This is a genomic window from Sphingomonas mucosissima, assembly GCF_002197665.1.
GTDB classification, from domain to species: Bacteria; Pseudomonadota; Alphaproteobacteria; order Sphingomonadales; family Sphingomonadaceae; genus Sphingomonas; species Sphingomonas mucosissima.
Window position 1 is genome coordinate 1,384,201 of record NZ_NBBJ01000001.1, and the last position, 20,065, is coordinate 1,404,265.

General features: G+C 64.5%; 16 protein-coding genes. 8 read left to right on the plus strand and 8 right to left on the minus strand.

Translation table 11 applies throughout. The features are described from left to right. Positions 1 to 84 precede the first annotated feature (84 nt). Positions 85 to 795 (plus strand): SDR family NAD(P)-dependent oxidoreductase, encoded by a 711-nt coding sequence (locus tag SPMU_RS06605; RefSeq protein ID WP_088332938.1) that lies wholly within the window; start codon positions 85 to 87, stop codon positions 793 to 795. 247 nt (positions 796 to 1,042) lie between these two features. Here SPMU_RS06605 and SPMU_RS06610 read toward each other — a convergent pair whose 3' ends face one another. Genes SPMU_RS06610 through SPMU_RS06625 form a run of 4 tightly spaced genes read right to left on the minus strand, consistent with a single transcriptional unit; the run spans position 1,043 to position 5,825 of the window. After that, positions 1,043 to 2,284 carry a serine hydrolase domain-containing protein gene (locus tag SPMU_RS06610; protein WP_088332939.1) on the minus strand — a complete coding sequence of 414 codons (1,242 nt, stop codon included), beginning with the start codon at positions 2,282 to 2,284 and terminating at the stop codon, positions 1,043 to 1,045. Continuing rightward, the gene (locus tag SPMU_RS06615) at positions 2,281 to 3,498 is read right to left on the minus strand and encodes an SAM-dependent methyltransferase (protein WP_088333227.1); all 1,218 of its coding nucleotides are present in this window, start codon (positions 3,496 to 3,498) and stop codon (positions 2,281 to 2,283) included. Before SPMU_RS06615 ends, SPMU_RS06610 begins: the two co-directional genes overlap by 4 nt. A gap of 39 nt (positions 3,499 to 3,537) precedes the next feature. After that, positions 3,538 to 4,887 carry a cryptochrome/photolyase family protein gene (locus SPMU_RS06620; protein ID WP_088332940.1) on the minus strand — a complete coding sequence of 450 codons (1,350 nt, stop codon included), beginning with the start codon at positions 4,885 to 4,887 and terminating at the stop codon, positions 3,538 to 3,540. Continuing rightward, positions 4,884 to 5,825, minus strand: a complete 942-nt coding sequence (locus tag SPMU_RS06625; RefSeq protein WP_088333228.1) for a histone deacetylase family protein — start codon at positions 5,823 to 5,825, stop codon at positions 4,884 to 4,886. The genes SPMU_RS06620 and SPMU_RS06625 overlap by 4 nt, the downstream gene beginning before the upstream one ends. A 43-nt stretch (positions 5,826 to 5,868) precedes the next feature. On the opposite strand from SPMU_RS06625, the gene SPMU_RS06630 reads away from it, so the two are divergent. Next, a complete protein-coding gene (locus tag SPMU_RS06630) occupies positions 5,869 to 6,891 on the plus strand; it encodes an alpha/beta hydrolase (RefSeq protein ID WP_088332941.1) in 1,023 nt (340 codons plus the stop codon). An 89-nt stretch (positions 6,892 to 6,980) separates the two neighbouring features. Here the strand turns inward: SPMU_RS06630 and SPMU_RS06635 are convergent, their stop codons facing one another. Next, complete coding sequence (locus SPMU_RS06635; protein WP_088333229.1) at positions 6,981 to 9,983, minus strand: TonB-dependent receptor plug domain-containing protein; 3,003 nt, start codon at positions 9,981 to 9,983, stop codon at positions 6,981 to 6,983. Between the two features lie 201 nt (positions 9,984 to 10,184). Continuing rightward, complete coding sequence (ahcY, locus tag SPMU_RS06640) at positions 10,185 to 11,603, minus strand: adenosylhomocysteinase (RefSeq protein WP_088332942.1); 1,419 nt, start codon at positions 11,601 to 11,603, stop codon at positions 10,185 to 10,187. 452 nt (positions 11,604 to 12,055) lie between these two features. On the opposite strand from ahcY, the gene SPMU_RS06645 reads away from it, so the two are divergent. Beyond that, complete coding sequence (locus SPMU_RS06645) at positions 12,056 to 12,814, plus strand: DUF2243 domain-containing protein (RefSeq protein ID WP_088332943.1); 759 nt, start codon at positions 12,056 to 12,058, stop codon at positions 12,812 to 12,814. 137 nt (positions 12,815 to 12,951) lie between these two features. Further along, the gene (locus tag SPMU_RS06650) at positions 12,952 to 14,310 is read left to right on the plus strand and encodes a DUF2254 domain-containing protein (protein WP_088332944.1); all 1,359 of its coding nucleotides are present in this window, start codon (positions 12,952 to 12,954) and stop codon (positions 14,308 to 14,310) included. 123 nt (positions 14,311 to 14,433) lie between these two features. On the opposite strand, the gene SPMU_RS06655 is transcribed toward SPMU_RS06650, so the two are convergent. After that, the gene (locus SPMU_RS06655) at positions 14,434 to 14,994 is read right to left on the minus strand and encodes a YqgE/AlgH family protein (protein ID WP_088332945.1); all 561 of its coding nucleotides are present in this window, start codon (positions 14,992 to 14,994) and stop codon (positions 14,434 to 14,436) included. A gap of 104 nt (positions 14,995 to 15,098) precedes the next feature. Here SPMU_RS06655 and SPMU_RS06660 point away from each other — a divergent pair, with 104 nt between their 5' ends. The 4 genes from SPMU_RS06660 (at position 15,099) to SPMU_RS06675 (ending at position 18,102) form a co-directional block, all read left to right on the plus strand. Continuing rightward, a complete protein-coding gene (locus SPMU_RS06660; protein ID WP_088332946.1) occupies positions 15,099 to 15,578 on the plus strand; it encodes a peroxiredoxin in 480 nt (159 codons plus the stop codon). A gap of 59 nt (positions 15,579 to 15,637) precedes the next feature. After that, positions 15,638 to 15,892: a hypothetical protein gene (locus SPMU_RS06665; protein WP_088332947.1), complete on the plus strand. Its 255-nt coding sequence runs from the start codon at positions 15,638 to 15,640 to the stop codon at positions 15,890 to 15,892. A 153-nt stretch (positions 15,893 to 16,045) separates the two neighbouring features. Next, the gene (locus SPMU_RS06670) at positions 16,046 to 17,476 is read left to right on the plus strand and encodes an AMP nucleosidase (protein WP_088332948.1); all 1,431 of its coding nucleotides are present in this window, start codon (positions 16,046 to 16,048) and stop codon (positions 17,474 to 17,476) included. A 77-nt stretch (positions 17,477 to 17,553) separates the two neighbouring features. After that, a complete protein-coding gene (locus tag SPMU_RS06675; protein WP_088332949.1) occupies positions 17,554 to 18,102 on the plus strand; it encodes a hypothetical protein in 549 nt (182 codons plus the stop codon). A gap of 117 nt (positions 18,103 to 18,219) precedes the next feature. Here the strand turns inward: SPMU_RS06675 and SPMU_RS06680 are convergent, their stop codons facing one another. Then, the gene (locus SPMU_RS06680) at positions 18,220 to 20,052 is read right to left on the minus strand and encodes a M2 family metallopeptidase (RefSeq protein WP_088332950.1); all 1,833 of its coding nucleotides are present in this window, start codon (positions 20,050 to 20,052) and stop codon (positions 18,220 to 18,222) included. Positions 20,053 to 20,065: the final 13 nt, after the last annotated feature.

A 20,065-nucleotide genomic window follows, 5' to 3' on the forward strand; every position in this document is an offset into this window, starting at 1 on the left:
CCACTTCTGCCTGCCCCCGGACGACTCCGGGGGCGGGCAGCGCGCTTTCCGCTCCGCGCGCCGCACACCTCCTTGGGATTTCGGATGACCAAGCCGCTAGAAAACAAACTCGCCCTCGTCACCGGCGCGAGCCGGGGGATCGGCGCGGCAACAGCGATCGCGCTTGCCGCGCAGGGTGCACACGTTGTCGTCACCGCACGTACCGCCAAGGCGCTGGAAGAAGTCGAGCAGACGATCTTTGACGCCGGCGGCTCGGCCACGATCGCGCCGCTTGACCTTACCGAAAAGGATTCGATCGCGCGCCTTGCCGCAGCCGTTTCCGAACGGTGGCAGGCGCTCGACGTCATGGTGCTCAACGCCGGGACTCTCGGCACGCTTGCTGCCGTGCCCGCGATCGACCCCAAGGAGCTGGCGGCCGTCCTGACACTCAACGTGTCGGCACAGGTCGCGCTTATCCAAGCCTTTGACCCGATGCTGCGCCAGTCCGAAGCCGGCAAGGTGATCGGCGTGACCTCTTCCGTCGGTCGGAAGCCGCGCGCTTATTGGGGTGCCTATGGCGCCTCTAAGGCTGCCTTCGAGACGCTGCTGGGCGCGTACGGCGATGAAGTCGCGGAGATCAGCCGCGTGCGCACCGCCATCATTGATCCGGGCGCTACCCGTACCAAGATGCGCGCCCGCGCCTACCCCGGCGAGGATCCCGCATCGGTAAAGCCGCCGGAGGTGGTCGCCGACCATATCACCGCTTTGGTGCTCAACGGCTTCGAAACAGGCCATTGGGAACGCGTGCCGGGCTGATCGCCGGCCCGGCGTTAGGGCTGGTGCTTACTGGCAACAGTCCGGCGGCCCGCTGCCGGTCACGAGCGCCGCGCCGCGCCGCCGACACCGTCATCGCTCATCCTGATCCGCGACCCCTGCCAAAGTGCAGTCTAGCGGTGGAGCGATCGCCGCAGCCGCAGCCGCAATCACCATTGCCTCAGCATCTCGCCCGCAGTCTTTGCATGGGGCGATGCATTGGCCCATGCAGCAACGGCGCAGCCGGGACCTACTGCGCCCGCGCCGCCGCGAACAGCTTCTCCAGGAACGCCATCCGCGCCACTGACAGATCGGTGCCGGTCGCCTTCGGCCACGCGGAAACCATGGCGATCACCGTTCGGCTCGCCGGGTCCACGGTGATGCTTTGCCCGAAAATACCCTGCCCGCCGAAACGCGCGCCGGGGTAGGTCCACCATTGATAGCCATAGCCAAAGCCCGGCCGGCCGATCGGCGCACGGGCACGCGTGGCTTGCGCGAACCAGCCGGGCGGAACGATGCCTTCGCCGCCTTCCATCGCCAGCTGCCCCATGCGCGCATAATCGCGCAGCGACACCGACAAACAGCAACCCGCCACCTCCCGTCCGCTGGCGTCGACCATCCAGAATGCGTCGCGCTCCATGCCGTAGCGACGCCACACTGTTTCGCTCAGATAATTGGCCAGCGGCTTCTTCACGGCATTGCCGACCAGCACACCGATCAGGTTCGTCTCGCCGGTCTTGTACACCCATTTGGCGCCGGGCTTCGCCTCGCGCGGCAAGGTGCGCATATAGGCGACGGTCGGATCCATGCCGGGCGGCACTGGCCCGGACAGCATCCGCGCCACGTCGGATTGCGGATCGGTATAATCCTCGTTCCACTTCACGCCCGACGTCATCGTCAGCAGCTGTGCGATGGTCACGCCATCATAGGCGCTGCCGGCGAGGTCGGGGATGTATTTGGTCACCGGTTCCTCGACGGAGCCGATGAAGCCGTCGCGGATCGCCGCACCGACCAGCGTCGAGGTGAAGGATTTCGCGACCGAGAAGCTGGTCCATCGCCCATCCCGCGTCAGGCCGCGGGCGTAACGCTCCAGGCGAACCTTGCCATCCTGCAAGACGATCAGCCCGGCAACGTTCTGGCTCTTGATATAAGCGTCCACCGCGGCGGCGGGCACCGCCAGCGGGGCGCCATCAGGAAGCGGCCGCACCCTGCCGCCGGCCTTGACGACATGGACGGGGAACGACGCTTCCATGTGCGGGAAGTTCTGGTCACGCTGCTCCTGCGACCAGAACAGGACCGCCGCGCCGACCTGCTGCAATTTGTCCCGGTTCGCGTCGGTGATCGGCACGCCCGCAGTGATCGCGGTCGCGTTGGCGCGCGGACCAGCAGGACTCGCTCCATTCGCGGCAGGCGCCGCGCTTGTCTGCTCCGTTACGCCGCAGCCACTCAGCAGAATGGCGCCAAGCACCGCACCAAAGGCTCTCCGCCTCATGCCCCCTCCTTCACCAGCGTGATCTGCACGACGTCGATGCCGCCGCCGCGAAACCCGCCCTCGCAATACATCAGGTAGAAGCGCCACAAGTCAATGAAGCGGCGATCGAACCGCGCCGGCAGGCGGCCCTCGGCCACGGCCGCATCGAAGCGCACGCGCCACTGCCGCAACGTCTCGGCATAATCCTCGCCGAATGCATGGCGGTCCCGCCACGCCAGACCGTTCGCTTCGGCCATCGCGCGAAAGCGCGGCTCGTGAATCAACATGCCGCCCGGGAAGACACACGCCTGGATGAAATCGACGTTGCTGGAATAGGAGGGCCACACGTCTTCCGCGATCTTGATGAATTGGATCGCGGCGCGACCGCCGGGCTTCAGCGCACGGGCGACGGCGGCCAGATAGTCATTCCAGTAACGCTCACCGACCGCCTCCACCATCTCGATGGAGGCGATGCCGTCGTAGCTGCCTTGGACGTCGCGATAGTCGGTCAATGACACCGCCACTGGCAAGTCGCGCGTTCGCGCCGCAACATGGCGCTGCTGCTCCGCGGCAAGGGTGATCGCGCGCACCTTGATGCCGCGCCGTCCAGCAGCCTCGGCCAGCGAGCCCCAGCCGCATCCGATCTCCAGCAATGTTCCCCCGGCGGGCACGTTCACCCGATCGAGAATGGCGCCAAGCTTGCGGTGCTGCGCCGCTTCCAACGTATCACCGTTCGCGAACAGGGCGCTGGAATAGGTCAGCGTCGGATCGAGCCATGCCTCGTAGAAGTCGTTGCCGAGATCATAATGCGCCGCGATGTTGCGCCGCGCATTGCGCCGATCATTGTGGCGCAGCGCGTGGACCAGCCGCGCCGTCACACGTGCGCCGCGCTTGGCCCGCGCCACGTTGCCCAGCGTTTGCCGGTTGCGCATGAACAGGTCAAAAATTGGGACCAGATCGGGGCTGGTCCAATCGTCATCGGCCCACGCCTCGTACCAGCCGGTGGAGCCGCCAGTCACCAGCCGGCGAAGCGCCCGCCACCGCACCACCGTTACATGCGCGATCGGACCAGGCCCTCTGCCACCGAGCAGGCGGCGCGTATCGTCGGGCAAGATCGCCTCGATGGCGCCCTGCTCCAGTCCGGCATCGATCCGGTCGAGGATATGATGATAAAGCGGCGCAATGCTGCGTGCCCATCGGCTGCGTGGTTTCGCCAGTTCGACCTTCCCGTGCATCGCGCGCTCATGCACCGCCACGCGCGATCGCGGAAGAGGTCAGCGCACCTGCCGCCCGGCCGCCAGCGCCCGTTCGCGCGCTTCGCGGTGGCCGATGATCTTGGGCGGATAGGCCGCCGGACGACAACCGGCCTCCTCGGGATCATGGATCGCAGCGTCAGGCACGTTGCGCAGTTCCGGCACCCAGCGACGGATGTAGTCCGCGGCGTCGAACTTTGCCGATTGGCTCAGCGGCGCCATGATCCGCCCGAACATGTTCGCGTCGATCCCGGTGCCGGCCACCCATTGCCAGTTCACGGCATTGTTGCCGTAATCCGCGTCCACCAACGTGTCCCAGAACCATCGCTCGCCTTCGCGCCAATCGATCAGCAAATGCTTCACCAGGAAGCTCGCGGTGATCATGCGCACCCGGTTATGCATCCAGCCGCTCGCCCACATCTGCCGCATCCCCGCGTCCACGATGGGGTAGCCGGTGCGCCCTTGTTGCCACGCCTTCAGGTCAGCCGGCGCACTGCGCCACGCTAACCTGTCAAACTGCGCGCGGCCGTTCTCCCGCGCGTAGTTCGGCAGGCCCAGAATGAGCCCGGCGGTGAAGTCCCGCCATGCCAGCTCTCGCCGGAACGATGCCGCACCCTCGCCCTCGCTCGGCAGCGCATGCCACACCTGCCGGGGCGAAATCTCACCATGATGGAGATGCGGCGAAAGTCGTGACGTTCCTTCGACGGACGGCAGGTTCCGCCCCTCGGCATAGTTGCGGAGCGTATCTGCGAACTCATCAAGTGCCGCGTGCGCACCGCCCTCACCCGGCGTCCAGACGTCAAAGCCCCTCGCCCAATTGGGCCGGACCGGGAGCAACTTCCAGTCGGCCAGGCGATCGCTGGCGGGCCATTGGTCAGGCGCCATGACGCTGGCGGGCGCATCAACAGGAGGGTCCGGCGGCAACGTGGCCGACAAGGTGCGCAGAAAGGCCGAAAACATCCGGAACTGGCCGCCACTTGCCGTGGTAATGCTTTCTGGCGGCCGTAAGTGGCCGCCGTCGTGCAGGCATAATCGCGCGCCAAGTGCTGTCTCCGACGCTCGCCACCACGGCTCGTAGTGGCGGACGGCATGGATCCCGTCAGCGCCCACTTCCTCCGCCAGCGCGAGCAAGGTCGCCGCCGCCGGCCCACGCCGCAGGATCAGTTGGCTGCCTATCTCCCGCAACGATGCATCGAGCGCGGCCAGGCTATGGTGCAGCCACCAGCGCTGCGCGCCGCCGATCCGCCACTCACCCGGGCCTTCATCATCAAGCACATAGACAGGAATAACAGCTCCTGCCGCCGCTGCGGCAAGAAGGGCCGGCTGATCCTGGAGGCGGAGATCCTGGCGAAACCAGACGATAGTGGTCATCGCGCCACTACGCCGCCGGTGTCAGCTGGGTTCCAGCGCTTCCAACCTTCGCGATACGCTCGCCCCAGCCGCAGGATCACGTCAACATGCCGCCGCGCTATCGCGAGCACATCATCGCCATACCCGCCTCCCACCGTGCTCGCCATCGGCACCCCCCGCCGAACCGCAAGCTCCGCCACCAGCAAGTCGCGTCGCGCCAACCCGTCCTCCGTCAAGGACAGCCGGCCAAGGCGATCGCCACCGAACGGGTCGACACCGCCTTGATACAGGATCAGATCAGGTGCGAACTGCTCCAGCAACGGCGGCAGCGTTGATCCAAGCGCGTCGAGATAGATAGCGTCATCAGCCCCGTCCGGCAGCGACACATCAACCGTCGACCGCGCCTTGCGCGCCGGAAAGTTCTTCTCTGCGTGGATCGAGTAAGTGGCGATATCGGTGTGACCGGCCGTAAGCGCCGCCGTGCCGTCGCCCTGATGAACATCCACGTCGACAATCAGCACGCGGCGCCCCTCTCGTGCGAGTTGCAGCGCGGCGATGGCAAGGTCGTTGAACACGCAATAGCCCGCGCCCGTTTCCGCCAGCGCATGATGGCTTCCCCCTGCAGTGTTCGCCGCAAAGCCACACCCTAATGCCAGCTTCGCGGCAAGATAGGTGCCCGCTGGCACCACCTGCGCCCGGCGCGCGACAGTGGCAGTAACCGGGAAGCCGATCCGCCGTTCCTTTTCGGGCGGCACACGGGCGTCCAGCACCTCCGCGACATAGACCGGATCGTGAGCCGCCTCCAGCCATGCGCGCGGCGCTTGCTTGGGCTCATGCCAACCGATGTTGTCCCCTTCCTCAATCAGGAAATCTCGGATCGCCCCGTTCTTGCCCCAACGATAATTGCTCCGCCTAGGCGCCTCCGCGACGTAATCGGGGTGATGGACGACAGCGATCATCTGCGCCAAGATAGGTAGCAAAAGCGAACCTGAGGAGAGCGAAATGACAGATACGTTGATCCGTGACGCGCAAGACGATGCTCCGCCGCAGAGCCAAGGTCCTTTCGTGCGGCCGGACGTTCGCGGCTTTCTGGATTTCCTCAACAGCACGCCTGGGCCGAAAACGCACGAAGGCACGGCAGAAGCAGCGCGCCAGATGTATCTGGCAATGAAGGACGTAGCCGACCCGCCCTTGGGAGAACTGGCAACGGTCAAGGACCTGACGATCCCCGGACCGGGGGGTGACATACCTGCCCGTCTGTTTGATGCGCGCGCCTCGCGTGAGCCGGGGCCTGTGGTCGTATTCTTCCACGGCGGCGGGTTCGTTATCGGCAATGTCGATACGCACTCTAGCTTCACCGCCGAAATGTCGCGCCAGCTCGATCTGCCGGTCGTGTCCGTGGATTACCGCTTGGCACCAGAGCACCGCTGGCCGGCCGCTCCGATCGACTGCGAAGCCGCGGCGCGGTGGGTCGCGTCGAGCCCGGCCGAACTCGGGCGCACGGCTACTGGCCTGATCCTGTCCGGCGACAGTGCCGGCGGCACGCTGACGATCACAACCGCCATGAGCCTACGGGACGATCCGGCCGCGGTGCCCGTTATCGTACAGGCGCCGATGTATCCGGCTGCGGACATGAACAAGGAATATCCTTCGTTCAACGATTTCGCAGACGGCTACCTGCTGACCCGCGAGACGATGATATGGTTCGCAGAGCACTACCAAGCCGATTTCACCGACTTTCGCGGCTCGCCCATGATCGGCAACCTGGTCGGACTGCCGCCTGCAGTGATCATCACCGCCAGCCTGGATCCCATTCGCGATCAGGGCCGCGCCTACGCTGCTGCCCTCATTCTGGCTGGAGTTCCGGTTACCTTCCGCGAGGCAGTGGGCAACATCCACGGCTTTATCACCTTACGCCAGGCCGTGCCGTCCAGCGCGGGTGACGTCGCGGGCTATCTCGCGGCGGTGAAGGACGCGATCGTCGAAGCCGAAGGTCAACGGGTCATGAAGCAAGCAGCCGGCTGACCTCAGTTCCGTTGACCTGGTGAAACAAAGAAGGGCGAGAACGACACGTCGTTCTCGCCCTTCTTTTCGCCTCTAGCTAAAGGACGCGATCAGAAGATCGAATCCAGCGCGATCCGTGCGCCAGCGTAGAAGTACCGGCCGATTGGTGAGTATGGATAGCGAATGCTCGCCACGTCACCAACCTTGTTGGTCAGGTTATTCACGCCCAGGTAGAAGTTAAACTTTTCACCAGCGGCGATCGAGGCCTGAAGGTCGTGCTCCCACCGCTCGCGATAGAATATGTACTTCGGCTCTGCGATATCAGGGTTCGCTGAAACCTGATCCTCGGTATAGCGGCGCAGCTTACTGAAATAGTTCAGACCATAGTTCAGCGTTACTGCATCCTTCGTCCAGGTAAGATCAAAGGTACCGCTATACTTGGGCGCAAGGCGGGTGACGCTTGCCCGCATTAGCTCATTCTCGCGCTCGGCGCCGGGTGTCGGAACGAAGTCGAGCCGATCGAGGTAATTGCCGACTAGCTTGAAGTTGAAGATCCCTACCCCTCCAGCATCCAGCCGGTAATTGGCCGTGACGTCCAGACCCTGCGTACGGAACTCCGCGACGTTCTGCGGGCCAACGAAATAGTCGGAGACGTATCCCGTAGTTCCCGAACGGGTCACATTGGAGCAGTAGATGTTGTCGAGCGTAGGCTGATCAACGCACAGGTCGACAAGCTGCTGCACCTCGGGCGTGTTGATCGCGTCTTTCAACTTGATGTTGAACCAGTCGGCGGTGATCTGCAAACCTGGAACGAAGCGGGGCTGGAAAACAACACCGGCGGTCCATGTCTTCGCGGTCTCCTGGCGCAGCGCATTATTGCCACCGCTCCGGCCGGGCAAGCTGGCGGTGGCCTGCGGGTCACTGACCGGATTGAAGGAGGCAATCTGCGCCGGCGACAAACCGGCCGCCGTCAGCGCTGCCCGGCAATTCGCCACGCGATATTGCGTGCCCTCCGGCAGGTTCTCCGGGTCGCAGGGATCGTCGATGAATGCGAATGCGCCGTTTTGGGGAGCGAACAACTCTGTCACGTTTGGCGCACGTACAGCCTCCGAATACCCGCCGCGGAAGCGGATGTCGCGGACCGGCGCATAAACGCCGCTGACTTGCCAAGTCGTGGTGTTTCCAACCGTCGAATAGTCCGAGAGGCGGATGGCGGCATTGAGTTCCAGCGTTTCAGCGAACGGCAGGTCGCGAAGGACGGGGACGCGCAATTCGCCGAAAGCCTCCTTTACGTCAAAGCTGCCGCGTTCCGGAAGGATCTGCGCCAGATCAGCAAGTGCACCCTGCTGGGACAGCGGGTCCGATACGAACGAGCTGATTTCCTTCCGGTATTCGCCACCGATCGCGAAATCCACCGGTCCGCCCGGCAGCTCGAAGAACTGGCCGAAGTCACCCGAGATAGACCCGGAGGCAACGTGTTGCTGCACGCGATAGGTATTGGTGAGGTCGGCGTTGATGAAGTTCAGCGCCGCGGCACTTGCCACGTTTTCACCAAGAATGTTCAACGGCTGACACCCGCCGCCTGCACCAGGCGTGAAGGTGGTCGCAGGCCCGTCAAAATTGTTTGAATCAATGTTTGCCGCCGGGTTCAGGTTTGACCGGCAGACGATCTGTCCCGACGCAGGATCACGCACCGCGTCGAGTGCCGCGAAGTAGCGGTCTGCGATGCGATAATTTGTGCTCAGGAACCGGCTGTCGGTACGACCATAAACGTATGACAGCTCGTACCGCGCATGATCGCCAATTCGGCCGTCGGCGCCGACAACCGCACGATATGTCTCACGCTTGTTTGACTCACCGCGGACGCCCAGATCGAAATTGTCGCGCGTCACGTACGCGCCACTCGCTGCGGCCGCGCCGCCGAACCGATCAATCAGGAAGGCGTTGTCCGGCGCGAGGTAAGTGCCGAAGTCGAAGCTCGGCTGGGACACGCTGAAGCTCTTGGTATTCGTGTGCTTGCCCTGCGCGAACAAGCGCAGTGCCGGCGACACCTCATAACTGGTGAGCAGGTTGAAATTGTGAATGCGGTTTTTTGGTTGAAGATCGCCTTGATATCCGGCCTGCGGCGTGCTGTCGCCGCCCTGCACCAGCCCGTTGGATCCCGGAAGAAGTCGGCCGCGGTCGTACACCTTTCCGCTGCCGGTGAAATCCGGGATCCCGTCGCCATCAAGATCGACTGCCCCGCCCGGTGAACTGTCGGCATAGCGCACGTCATTGATCAGCACACGATCAGGCCGCGCAGGATCGTCGGGGAAATCGTTCGGATCGCGCACCAGACCGAACAGCCCGAGCGGATTGCCCGTTCGATAACGGCGGAAGCTGCTCAGCCTATCATCATCTCGAAATTCGTAAGACAATGCGACGTTGCCGCGCCCTCCTGCGAAGTTCTGGCCTGCCGTGATCGACAGGTAACGATTGCCCGCATCGCCCTCGTCCGAAATGCCTGTCTGCGCCCGCGCGAGCAGCCCTTCAAAATTGCGCCTGAGTACGAAGTTGACGACGCCGGACACCCCATCCGCACCGTAAATCGCCGACGCACCGCCGGTCGTGACGTCGATACGATCGATCAGATCAACTGGAATGGTGTTGATATCCACCGACGCCGAGCCGGGCAGGCCAGCCACGTGGCGGCGCCCATCAACCAGCACGAGCGTACGGTCAGCGCCAAGATTGCGCAGGTTGAGAAGGTTCGTACCGGTTCCACCGAAGGTCGCGTTCGAGCCAGCCTGAGCGCCGCTCGTCGACGACCCCAGCAGCGCCGGATTCTGCGCCAGAAAGTCAGTCACGTTGACGCGCCCGGACTGCTGGAGCGTGACGGCAGAGAAGGAAGTAACCGGCGTCGGAGCATCGATTTCAGGGCGCGCGATGCGCGATCCCGTGACCACGATATCCGCGTCGCCGCGAGCATCATCATTCACCGTGGCAACAGCATCTGCCGTCGGCGCTTCGGCCGACTGGCTCTGTACGGTAGGCTCGACTTGCGCTGCAGCTGGAATGGCAGCGATGCCGCCAAGGAGTGATGATGCCAGAAGGGTATGGCGTAAGGTGTTCATGATCAGGCCCTTTTTGCTGGGGCACCCTTGCCAGGCGCTCTCATCCGGGGCGCTCAACTCGTCGGATCGCGTTAGGGATGCAAGCCTGTCATACCGTTAACCTTATAACCTCCTCAGATGTTGCTCGCGTGCAACACCGACCGAGAACGAAAGCGGCCGCCGCTTGTTAGAGCGGCGACCGCTTTCATGAAAATCAGCGCCTTAGTAGCGGTAGTGATCCGGCTTGAACGGGCCTTCGACAGGCACGCCGATGTAGCCGGCCTGCTTTGGCGTCAGCTTCGACAGCTTCACGCCGAGCTTCTCGAGGTGCAGCGCCGCGACCTTTTCGTCGAGGTGCTTGGGCAGGACGTACACTTCGTTCTTGTAGTTCTCGGACTTGGTCCACAGTTCGATCTGCGCGAGCGTCTGGTTGGTGAACGAGGCGCTCATCACAAACGAGGGGTGACCGGTGGCGCAGCCCAGGTTCACCAGGCGGCCCTTCGCCAGGATGATGATCTGCTTGCCGTCCGGGAACTTCACCAGGTCCGTGCCCGGCTTCACTTCCGTCCACTCGTAATTGTCGAGGGCGGCGATCTGGATCTCGCTGTCGAAGTGGCCGATGTTGCAGACGATCGACATGGGCTTCATCGCCTTCATGTGATCGGCCGTGATCACGTCGGCGTTGCCCGTCGCGGTGACAAAGATGTCGGCGCGCTGCACGGCCTCATCCATCGTCACGACCTCAAAGCCTTCCATCGCCGCCTGAAGCGCGCAGATCGGATCGACTTCGGTCACCATGACGCGCGCGCCGCCGTTGCGGAGCGACTGTGCCGAGCCCTTGCCGACGTCACCAAAGCCGGCGACGCAGGCGACCTTGCCGGCGAGCATCACGTCGGTCGCGCGGCGGATCGCGTCGACCAGCGACTCCTTGCAGCCGTAGAGGTTGTCGAACTTCGACTTGGTGACCGAGTCGTTGACGTTGATCGCCGGGAACGGCAGCTCGCCCTTCTTCGCGATCTCGTACAGGCGGTGGACGCCCGTGGTGGTCTCTTCCGAGACGCCCTTCAGGTTCTTGACCGTCTCGGTGAGATAGCCCGGCTTCTTGGCGATGAACGCCTTCAATGCGCGCTGGAATTCGACTTCCTCGGCATTCTCCGGCTCGCCGAACGAGGCGCCTGCCTCCAGCTTCGCGCCCCACAGCGCAAACATGGTAGCGTCACCACCGTCGTCGAGGATGATGTTGGCGGTCTGGCCGTTGCCATCATCCCAGTCGAAGATCGAGCCGACATAGTCCCAGTAATCGGCCAGGCTCTCGCCCTTGACCGCAAACACTGGGATGCCCGCTGCGGCGATCGCGGCGGCAGCATGGTCCTGCGTGGAGAAGATGTTGCACGTCGCCCAGCGCACGTCGGCACCGAGCGCGGTCAGCGTCTCGATCAGCACGGCGGTCTGGATCGTCATGTGCAGCGAGCCGGTGATGCGCGCACCCTTCAGCGGCTGCGACGCGCCATATTCCTCACGAAGCGCCATCAGGCCGGGCATTTCGGTCTCGGCGATGTTGATTTCGGCGCGGCCGAAATCGGCAAGACCGATGTCCTTGATGACGTAATCAGTGGTGGGGCGATCGAGAACGGTGGCCACAACGGGTCTCCAGGAATTGTGACGCCGGCCAAGGCGGGATTCACCGACCGGCATGGGCGGGCACATAGCGGCGAGCGGCGCTGAATACAAATATAAAGATATCTTTATATGTGCCATGCGAGCGCGTTTCGCGTCTGCTACGGGCGGTACGGCTCAGTCCGGATGAAGCGGTGCGCCGCGTCGAAGAGCGGCGAATGTTGACAAAGTTGACCCACAGGAGGGGTTTTTCAAAAGGTGTCGGCTTTGGGGTGAGGAGCGTCTGGCCGGGCATGGCCGTGAGTTTATCCGGGCGGCGCCATGTAGGACAGGATGTGTCCGGCGGAGCCTACGGTCGGCATGTGGCCGAGGTCCGTCGCAGGCGGCCATCCTCGGCCGAGCCGCGTGAAAGCGCGAATTGATCCTCCTCTTGGAGCGGCGGCGGCGCCGGTTCGTTGAGCGCGCGGAGGTGAGTGATGGCGGATCGCACGTGGATCAGGTGGGGCGCCGTGCTTGGCTTTGCGCTGGGCGGGTTCTTCGACGGCATCCTTCTCCACCAGATCCTGCAATGGCATCATCTCCTCAGCCTGGTGCCCGGCGTGGATACCATCCGCGCCCAAGTGGTCTGGGACGGCTACTTTCACGCGCTAATGTATGGGATCGCGGCCATAGGACTGTGGGGGCTCTGGCTGGCGCGCGGACACGCCGAAGACCGCCGTGGGCGCGGACTGCTGGGCGCGATACTCATCGGCTTCGGCCTCTGGCACATCGTCGATAGCGTGCTCTCGCATTGGGTCCTGGGCATCCACCGCGTCAGGCTCGACAGCCCCAACCCGCTGCTGTGGGACCTGATCTGGTTCACGGCTTTCGGACTGGCTCCGCTCCTCGTGGGATGGTTGCTCCTGCGAAAGCCCCGCGCCGGCGGCGGTCGGTATGGCGCAACGGCCACCGCCGTGCTGGCGACACTCTCAACCATCGGCATGGCCGCATGGTCGCTCCAACCGTCCGACGAGCAACGGTTCACCACGCTCGTTTTCGCGCCGTGGGTCAGCCCCGCAGACGCCATGAATGCCGTTAGGGCGAATGGAGGACGGCTGATGTGGGCCGACCGGAAGCTGGCGGTCATGGTTGTCGATGTGCCGCAAAGCGAGAGGCTGCTATTCTATCGCCGCGGCGCGCTGCTCGTCAGTGGTAGCGGCCTTCCAAGTGGCTGTTTCAACTGGACGCGCACCTGAGGCCCTGAGCGGCGCGATCAAGCAACACCTGCGATCACGCATGACTAAGTGGCGCTGATCGGATCCGATCACGGCTGGAGATTGTCGCCTAGCCGCCGCGGTCACGAACATTCCGGCGCCTGCTGCGTTCAATACACATGGGTGGCGCAATTCTGAACTGGCTGCGTGCAGGTTGGGATGCGGTGCGCACCAGCTTGTGGATCCTGCCGGCCATCATGTTCGTGGCCGGCATCGCCATGGCCGTCGCTGCACTCGAACTATCGCTCGGCTGGGCAGAGGGGCGTCGCTGGGCACATTGGATCAGCAGCGGCAGCGGCGATGATGCCCGCAATCTGATATCCACATTGCTGACCGCGGTGGTCACGATGGCCAGCCTCGCCTTTTCCGTCACCGTGGTGGCGCTTTCGCTAGCGGCGAACACCTTCGGATCGCGGCTGATCCGGATTTTCCGCTCCGATCGTCGGACGCAAATCGTGCTCGGCATGTTCGTGATGACGATCGTGTACCTCCTGCTGGTCCTGCGCACCTTGCGGGGTGAGGCGCCAGCCTCGGGCGTGCCGGAAGTTGCGGTTGCGCTCGGAACGCTGCTTGCCCTTGTCTCCGTGCTGGCGCTGCTCGCGTTCATGCAGAATGTGGCGAGCCTGATCACCGCCGGTGAGGTCGTCCGACGCGCGCGGCGAGAGTTCGATTCCGCGATCGGCGAGCTGCCGCTGGCGCCGGACGTGGACAGTCCGACAGCGGAGGCGACGACGGATGCGCGCCCAGCGGGAACGAAGATCCGCCTTCCCCGCGAAGGCTATGTCCAGTCGGTTGAGTTCACCAAGATCCTGCAATGGGCCGAGCGGAACGACGCGGTCGTGCGATTGAACTTTCGCCCGGGGGACTTCGTGGTGGAGGGCGACCACAAGGTGGAAGTGATCCCGCCGCCGCCTGATCCCGAGCGCGCGCGCAAGGCCATCGGCCGGTTCATCGCGAGTGGACCACACCGGACGCCGACCCAGGACCTGGAATTCGCCATTCGCCAGCTGGTTGAGGTGGCGGTTCGTGCGCTTTCGCCCGGAATCAACGACCCGTTCACGGCGATGGCGGTGATCGACCGGCTGCGCGGCGGCCTGGCGCGGCTCGCGACACGGCGGCTGCCGCCCGCCACACTGGAGGACAGCGCGGGAACGACCCGCCTGGTCCGGAACGTGACCACTTATGCAGGCGCGGTCGATGCCGCGTTCAACCAGATCCGCCAGGCGGGATCGGCCAAACCGGCGATCCTGATCCACTTGCTGAAGGCGCTGGAAGACCTCGGGGAACATGCGCGAACGGCGGAGCAACGCGAAGCGTTTCAGCGTCATGCGCTTCTTGCCCATTCAGCCGCACGTCGGGACGTGGCGGAGCCGCTGGATCAGCGAGACGTGGAGATCGCCTACGATCGCGCCGTACGCGCTTTGGGAGCCAACGAGGGTGCGGAGCCCGCGGTGTCTGCCGTCGGCGGCAGCAGTTAGGCCCGCGCGTTCAGTGACGTTGCCGGGTGGGCGAGCGCTTTCGTTTACTGCCCGCTACTTGCGTGAGAATGACCAACCGACTTGCAGTTACCGCCCGCCTGCCCGCGGGGCGATCAGGCGCTCTCAGGCGCGACCGCTTTCGCTGCCCAGCAAGCGGGGATCGATACCGGCGGCGTTGAAGCCGCGAGTCCACCGCTCGGCCGTGTCGGTGCCGAACAACATGGCTTCATCGTCATCGACGTTGAGCCAGCCATGCCGCGTCATCTCCTCGTCGAGCTGCCCGGCACCCCACCCGGCGTAGCCGAGCGCGACGAGCCAGCGGGATGGCCCCCTCCCCTCGGCGATGGCGCGCAGCACGTCGATCGTCCCCGACAGTGACCATTTGCCCGCCACGACGATCGTGTCCTGCCCGCCCCAGTCACAGGAGTGGAGCACGAAGCCGCGGCGCGTCTCCATGGGACCGCCGAAATGGATGGGGACGTTCGGCGTATCGCCGGGATCGATCTTCACCTGTTGAAGCACGTCGTGGAGCCCGAGCCCGGCGATCATCGCGCCGATGCCGATCCCCAAGGCCCCTTTCTGATCATGAGCGCAGACCGCGATCACCGCCTGTTCGAAGCGGGGATCGCCGATTCCCGGCATGGCAAGGAGGAACTGGCCGGTGAGAAAGTTCGCTGTCTCCATGCCTTACTTCTAAGCCGAGCGATCCCGGATCGTCACGCTTGAAAACGGCACCTGTGCCTGCGAGGTAGCGACGGCCGCATCAGGCGTGGCTTCGGAGACACAATATGGCGATCAGCGTCGGCGACAGACTGCCCAAGGCAACCCTGGTCAAGGCGACCGAGAACGGGCCGGAGGCGGTCGATTCGGAAGAATATTTCGCGGGTCGCCGCGTCGCGCTGTTCGCTGTGCCGGGTGCCTTCACGCCGACTTGCTCGGCCAAGCACTTGCCGGGCTTTGTTGAAAAGGGCGCGGAGCTGAAGGCCAAGGGGATCGACGAGGTTGCATGCACGTCGGTGAACGATCCGTTCGTGCTTGGCGCCTGGTCCAAGTCCGCGAATGCGAGCGATGTCACCATGCTGGCAGACGGCAATGGTGATTTCGCCGAAGCGCTGGGCCTGTCGATGGATGGCTCCAAGTTCGGCATGGGCAAGCGCAGCCAGCGCTATTCGATGGTGGTGAACGACGGGGTCGTCGAGCAGCTCAACGTCGAGGCGCCCGGTGAATTCAAGGTAAGCTCCGCCGATCATCTGCTCGGCAGCCTTTGAACGGAAACCCTCGCTGACGGTGAGCGTTGGTGCGTGACGGTTACGAGAGGAGTATCGTCATGGCCAACGCCGCCCAATCCAACGCCGAACAGAACAGCGAAACGCTTGCCGACCGCGCGCGCGATGCCGCGCACGGCGCGCAGGCGCGCGTGAGTTCGGCCACGTCCGCCACGGTCGATGCGGCAAAGAGCCGCCCGTATGCCGCGGCCGGCATTGTCGCTGGCGCAATCGCCGCAATCGGCGGCGCCGCTTACGCCGCGACGCGGATGAGCAACAGCAGCACCGATCAGGGCACGGGCAAGACCAAGCACTGATCGGACGGGCACCGGTTCCCGGCACTGATCTCGCGCCCGCTGATCGGGCGCAGCCATCAGGCCGGGGACCGAGCCGGGCATTGATCCGGGGTCCGGCGCCGGACGTGGGACTGCCGTCTTGCCACTGTCACCGCCGCGGCGTAACCATCCGCGATGACTGCACAAGAGATCGTAGCGGAGCTAGACCGGCTCTACACCGGCGCTGTGGCGCGCCTCCAGGCCGCCCTTGACCTATACCTCACGCAAGGGGTGCCCCCGTCGTCGGAAGCACGCCGCGACGGTTCGTTCGCGTATCCCGAAATCCGCCTTAGCTTCCGGGGCGGCGATAGCCGGCCGGCGCCGCTGCGATCGTTCGGCCGGCTCGTTACCGCGGGCGAATACCGCATTTCGGTCACCAAGCCCGCGCTCTTCGCGGATTACCTCGAAGAACAGCTCACCCTGCTGATCGAAGATTATGACGTCACGGTGGAAGCCGTGCCGGGCGCGACCGAAATCCCCTTCCCTTATGTGCTCGACGCCGGCCACGCGCTGAGCCTGGACGAGGTTTCCGCCGCCGAGCTGGCACGCCACTTCCCGGCGACGGAGCTTGCCCATATCGGTGACGAGATCGCCGACGGCCTGTGGGCGTCGATCGACGGCACGCGCCCGCTCGCGCTCTTCGACGGGCTGCGCACCGATTTCAGCCTCGCGCGGCTGCGGCACTATACCGGCACGGCGCCGGAGCATGTCCAGCGCTACGTGCTGTTCACCAATTATCACCGCTATGTCGACGAATTCGTCCGCTTCGGTGCGGCGCAGGTCAGCGAGGGCAGCCGCTTCACCGCGCTGGCCGGGCCGGGCGGCGTCATGTTCCGGCCGGGCGATGATCCGGCGATCCTTGACGATACGGCGTGGCGGCGGCTGCAAATGCCCGCCTATCACCTTGTCGCGCCGGATCGCTCGGGCATCACGCTCGTCAACATCGGGGTGGGCCCGTCGAACGCCAAGACGATTACCGACCATCTGGCGGTGACTCGCCCCGACGCATGGATGATGATCGGCCATTGCGGCGGGCTGCGGCCATCGCAGCGGATCGGCGACTATGTGCTCGCGCACGCCTATCTGCGCGACGACCATGTGCTCGACGACATGCTGCCGCCCGAGATCCCGGTGCCGGCGATCGCCGAGGTGCAGCAGGCGCTGGCGCGCGCGGCCGAGACGGTGTCGGGGCAGTCTGGCGAAGAGCTGAAGCGGCGGCTGCGGACCGGGACGATCGTCACCACTGACGATCGCAACTGGGAGCTTCGCTACAGCCGTTCCGCGCTCCGTTTTTCGCTGAGCCGTGCTGTCGGCATCGACATGGAATCGGCGACGATCGCGGCGCAGGGCTTCCGCTTCCGCGTCCCCTACGGCACGCTGCTGTGCGTCTCCGACAAGCCGCTGCACGGCGAACTGAAGCTGCCCGGCCAGGCCAACCGCTTCTACGAGCGGGCGATTTCGGAGCATATGCGGATCGGCATCGAGACCTGCGAGGAGTTGCGCCGCGACGGGCAGAAGCTGCACAGCCGCAAGCTGCGCGCCTTCAACGAGCCGCCGTTCCGTTAAGCGACGTTGCGCGGAGGAAACGTTTGTTCGGGTCACTGCGTTAGCTCCCCATCCACGCGAATAAAGGGGAGCTGACCATGGCCGACAACGAAGAAACGCCGCCCGCCGCCGCGCCCAAGCCGCCCGCGCGCCGGGCGCCACGCAAGACCACGCCGGCCAAGTCAGCCGCCGACAAGCCAGCGCCTAAGCCGAAGCGGAAGCCAGCGGGCGAAGCGAGCGAAAGCGCGGCCAAGCCTGCCGCCGCTGCCCGCAAGGCGCCGGCGCCGCCCAAGCCGCGCTCGACGAAGCGCGCCACGCCGGCGCCCAAGCGGCCGGCAAAGCCCAAGGTCGAGACGCCGGCAGAAGCCGAGAAGCAGCCGGCCTGGAAGAGCAAGGCAGCGATTGCGGGTGGGCTGGCAGCAGTTGGCGCTGCTGCAACCGCAGCGCTGCTAACGCTGCGCGGCTCCACGCCGAAGAAGGCGACCGAGGATAAGGCTGCCCCGGCGAAGGAAGCGGCGGCGTCGAAGGACAGCAAGTCGCCCACCCCGCCGCCCAGTCAGGACGGACATGCCCATATGCCGGACGGGCAAGACGCGACCAAATCATTCCAGGCCGGGATCGCGGACGAAAACACTATCCCGGAATAAGGCTGGATTCATCCGCACCGACTGTCGGCAGTTTTCAGTTGTTGCGAGATTCGAACGTCAGCAGCCTCGCGAGGCACCGCTCCATGAACCGGAGCGGTGCCTCCTTAGCGGGTAGGATTACCAGCCGCTCGGCTTGCCCTTATTCTGCTGATCCAGCCACTTCTTCAGCGGCGCGAAGTACGCGACCATCGACTTGCCGGACATCTGGCGCGTGCCGGTGAACGCCTGGAGTGCGTCCGGCCAGGGCTTGGACTGGCCCATCTTCAGCATCGCGTCGAGCTTCGCACCCACTTCCTTGTTGCCGTAGAAGGAGCAGCGGTGAAGCGGGCCCTTCCAGCCGACCTGACGGCAGGCGGCCTCATAGAATTGGAACTGCAGCAGCCGCGCCAGGAAGTACCGGGTGTAGGGCACTGCCGCGGGCACGTGATATTTGGCGCCCGGATCGAACTTCGTCTCATCCCGAGCGACCGGGGGCACGATGCCCTGGTACTGCAGCCGAAGCTTGTCCCAGCCCGCCTGCATCTGGCCCGCGGGGATCTCGCCCGAGAACACCTGCCACCGCCACTTGTCGACCAGCAGGCCGAACGGGAGGAACGCTACCTTGTCCATCGCCTGACGCAGCAGGAGACCAATGTCCTTGTCAGCGGCGGGCACCTTGGCCGGATCCAGCAGATTGATCTTCACCAGATAATCCGGCGTGATCGACAGAGCGACGAAATCGCCGATCGCTTCGTGGAAGCCGTCGTTTGCTCCGTTCATATAAAGCAGCGGCTGCTGGTTATAGGCGCGCTGATAGTAATTGTGGCCAAGCTCGTGATGGATGGTGACGAAATCGTCCGAATTCACCTTGGTGCACATCTTGATGCGCAGGTCGTCGACGTTGTCGACATTCCAGGCGCTGGCGTGACAGATGACTTCCCGATCCTGCGGCTTAACGATCTGCGAACGCTGCCAGAAGGTTTCCGGGAGCGGGGCAAAACCGAGCGACGAATAGAAGCCCTCGCCGGTCTTCACCATCTTCAGCGGATCATATTGCTTCGCCTTGAGCAGATCCCCGATGTCATAGCCGAGGTCACCGGCACCCGCGGGCGCCACCACATCATAGATGTTGCCCCATTCCTGCGCCCACATATTACCGAGCAGGTCGGCGCGGATCGGGCCGGTCTTCGGCTGCACGGCGTCACCGTACTTTTCGTTCAGCTTCCAGCGCACAAAGGTGTGGAGCGCCTTGTACAAAGGCTCCACTTCGCCCCAGAGCTTGTCGGTCAGCGCGGCAAACTCGTCTGGCTTCATGTCGTAGCCGGAACGCCACAGGGCGCCGGTGTCCTTGAAGCCGAGACCGGTCGCCCCTTCGTTGGCCAGCGCGGTCATGGCGGCATAGTCCTGCCGCATCGGCGCGCCGACATTGTCGTGCCAGCTTACCCACATTTCCTTCAGCTTTTCGGGATCGCGCGAGTCGCCCATCGCCGCCTCGATGTCGGAGCCGTTGATCGGCTTGCCATCCAATGTCCCGCGGCCCTTGCCGTAGCTGGAGGACATACGGGTTGTCAGCGTCGACAGCTCCTCGGCAGCGCCCGGCTTGTTGGGCGCCGGCAGGGTGACGCCACCAGCGAGGATATACAGCTTGCGCGCGGTATCGGCGGAAAGGCCGGGAACGTTGCGGAACTTGGCCGCCTCGATCGCCATCTGGACCTGGCGCTCGGTGAACCGGCCACCGGCCTTCGCAGCAAGCGCATCGGTATCGTCGGTGATGTAGGTGGCATTCACCCAAGAGATCTGGGCCAGTTCCACGCTGGAGGCGGCAAGCTCCTTTTCCGCCGCGGCAACAAAGGCGTCAGCCTGAGCGGCAGTCGGCGCGGCTTCCGAAGCGGCGGCCTGCTGCTGGGCGGATGCGGGTTGCACGACAAGCGCTGCGGCGAGCGCCGCCAGCGATACGAGTTGAAATTTCATGATCTGTCCTGGT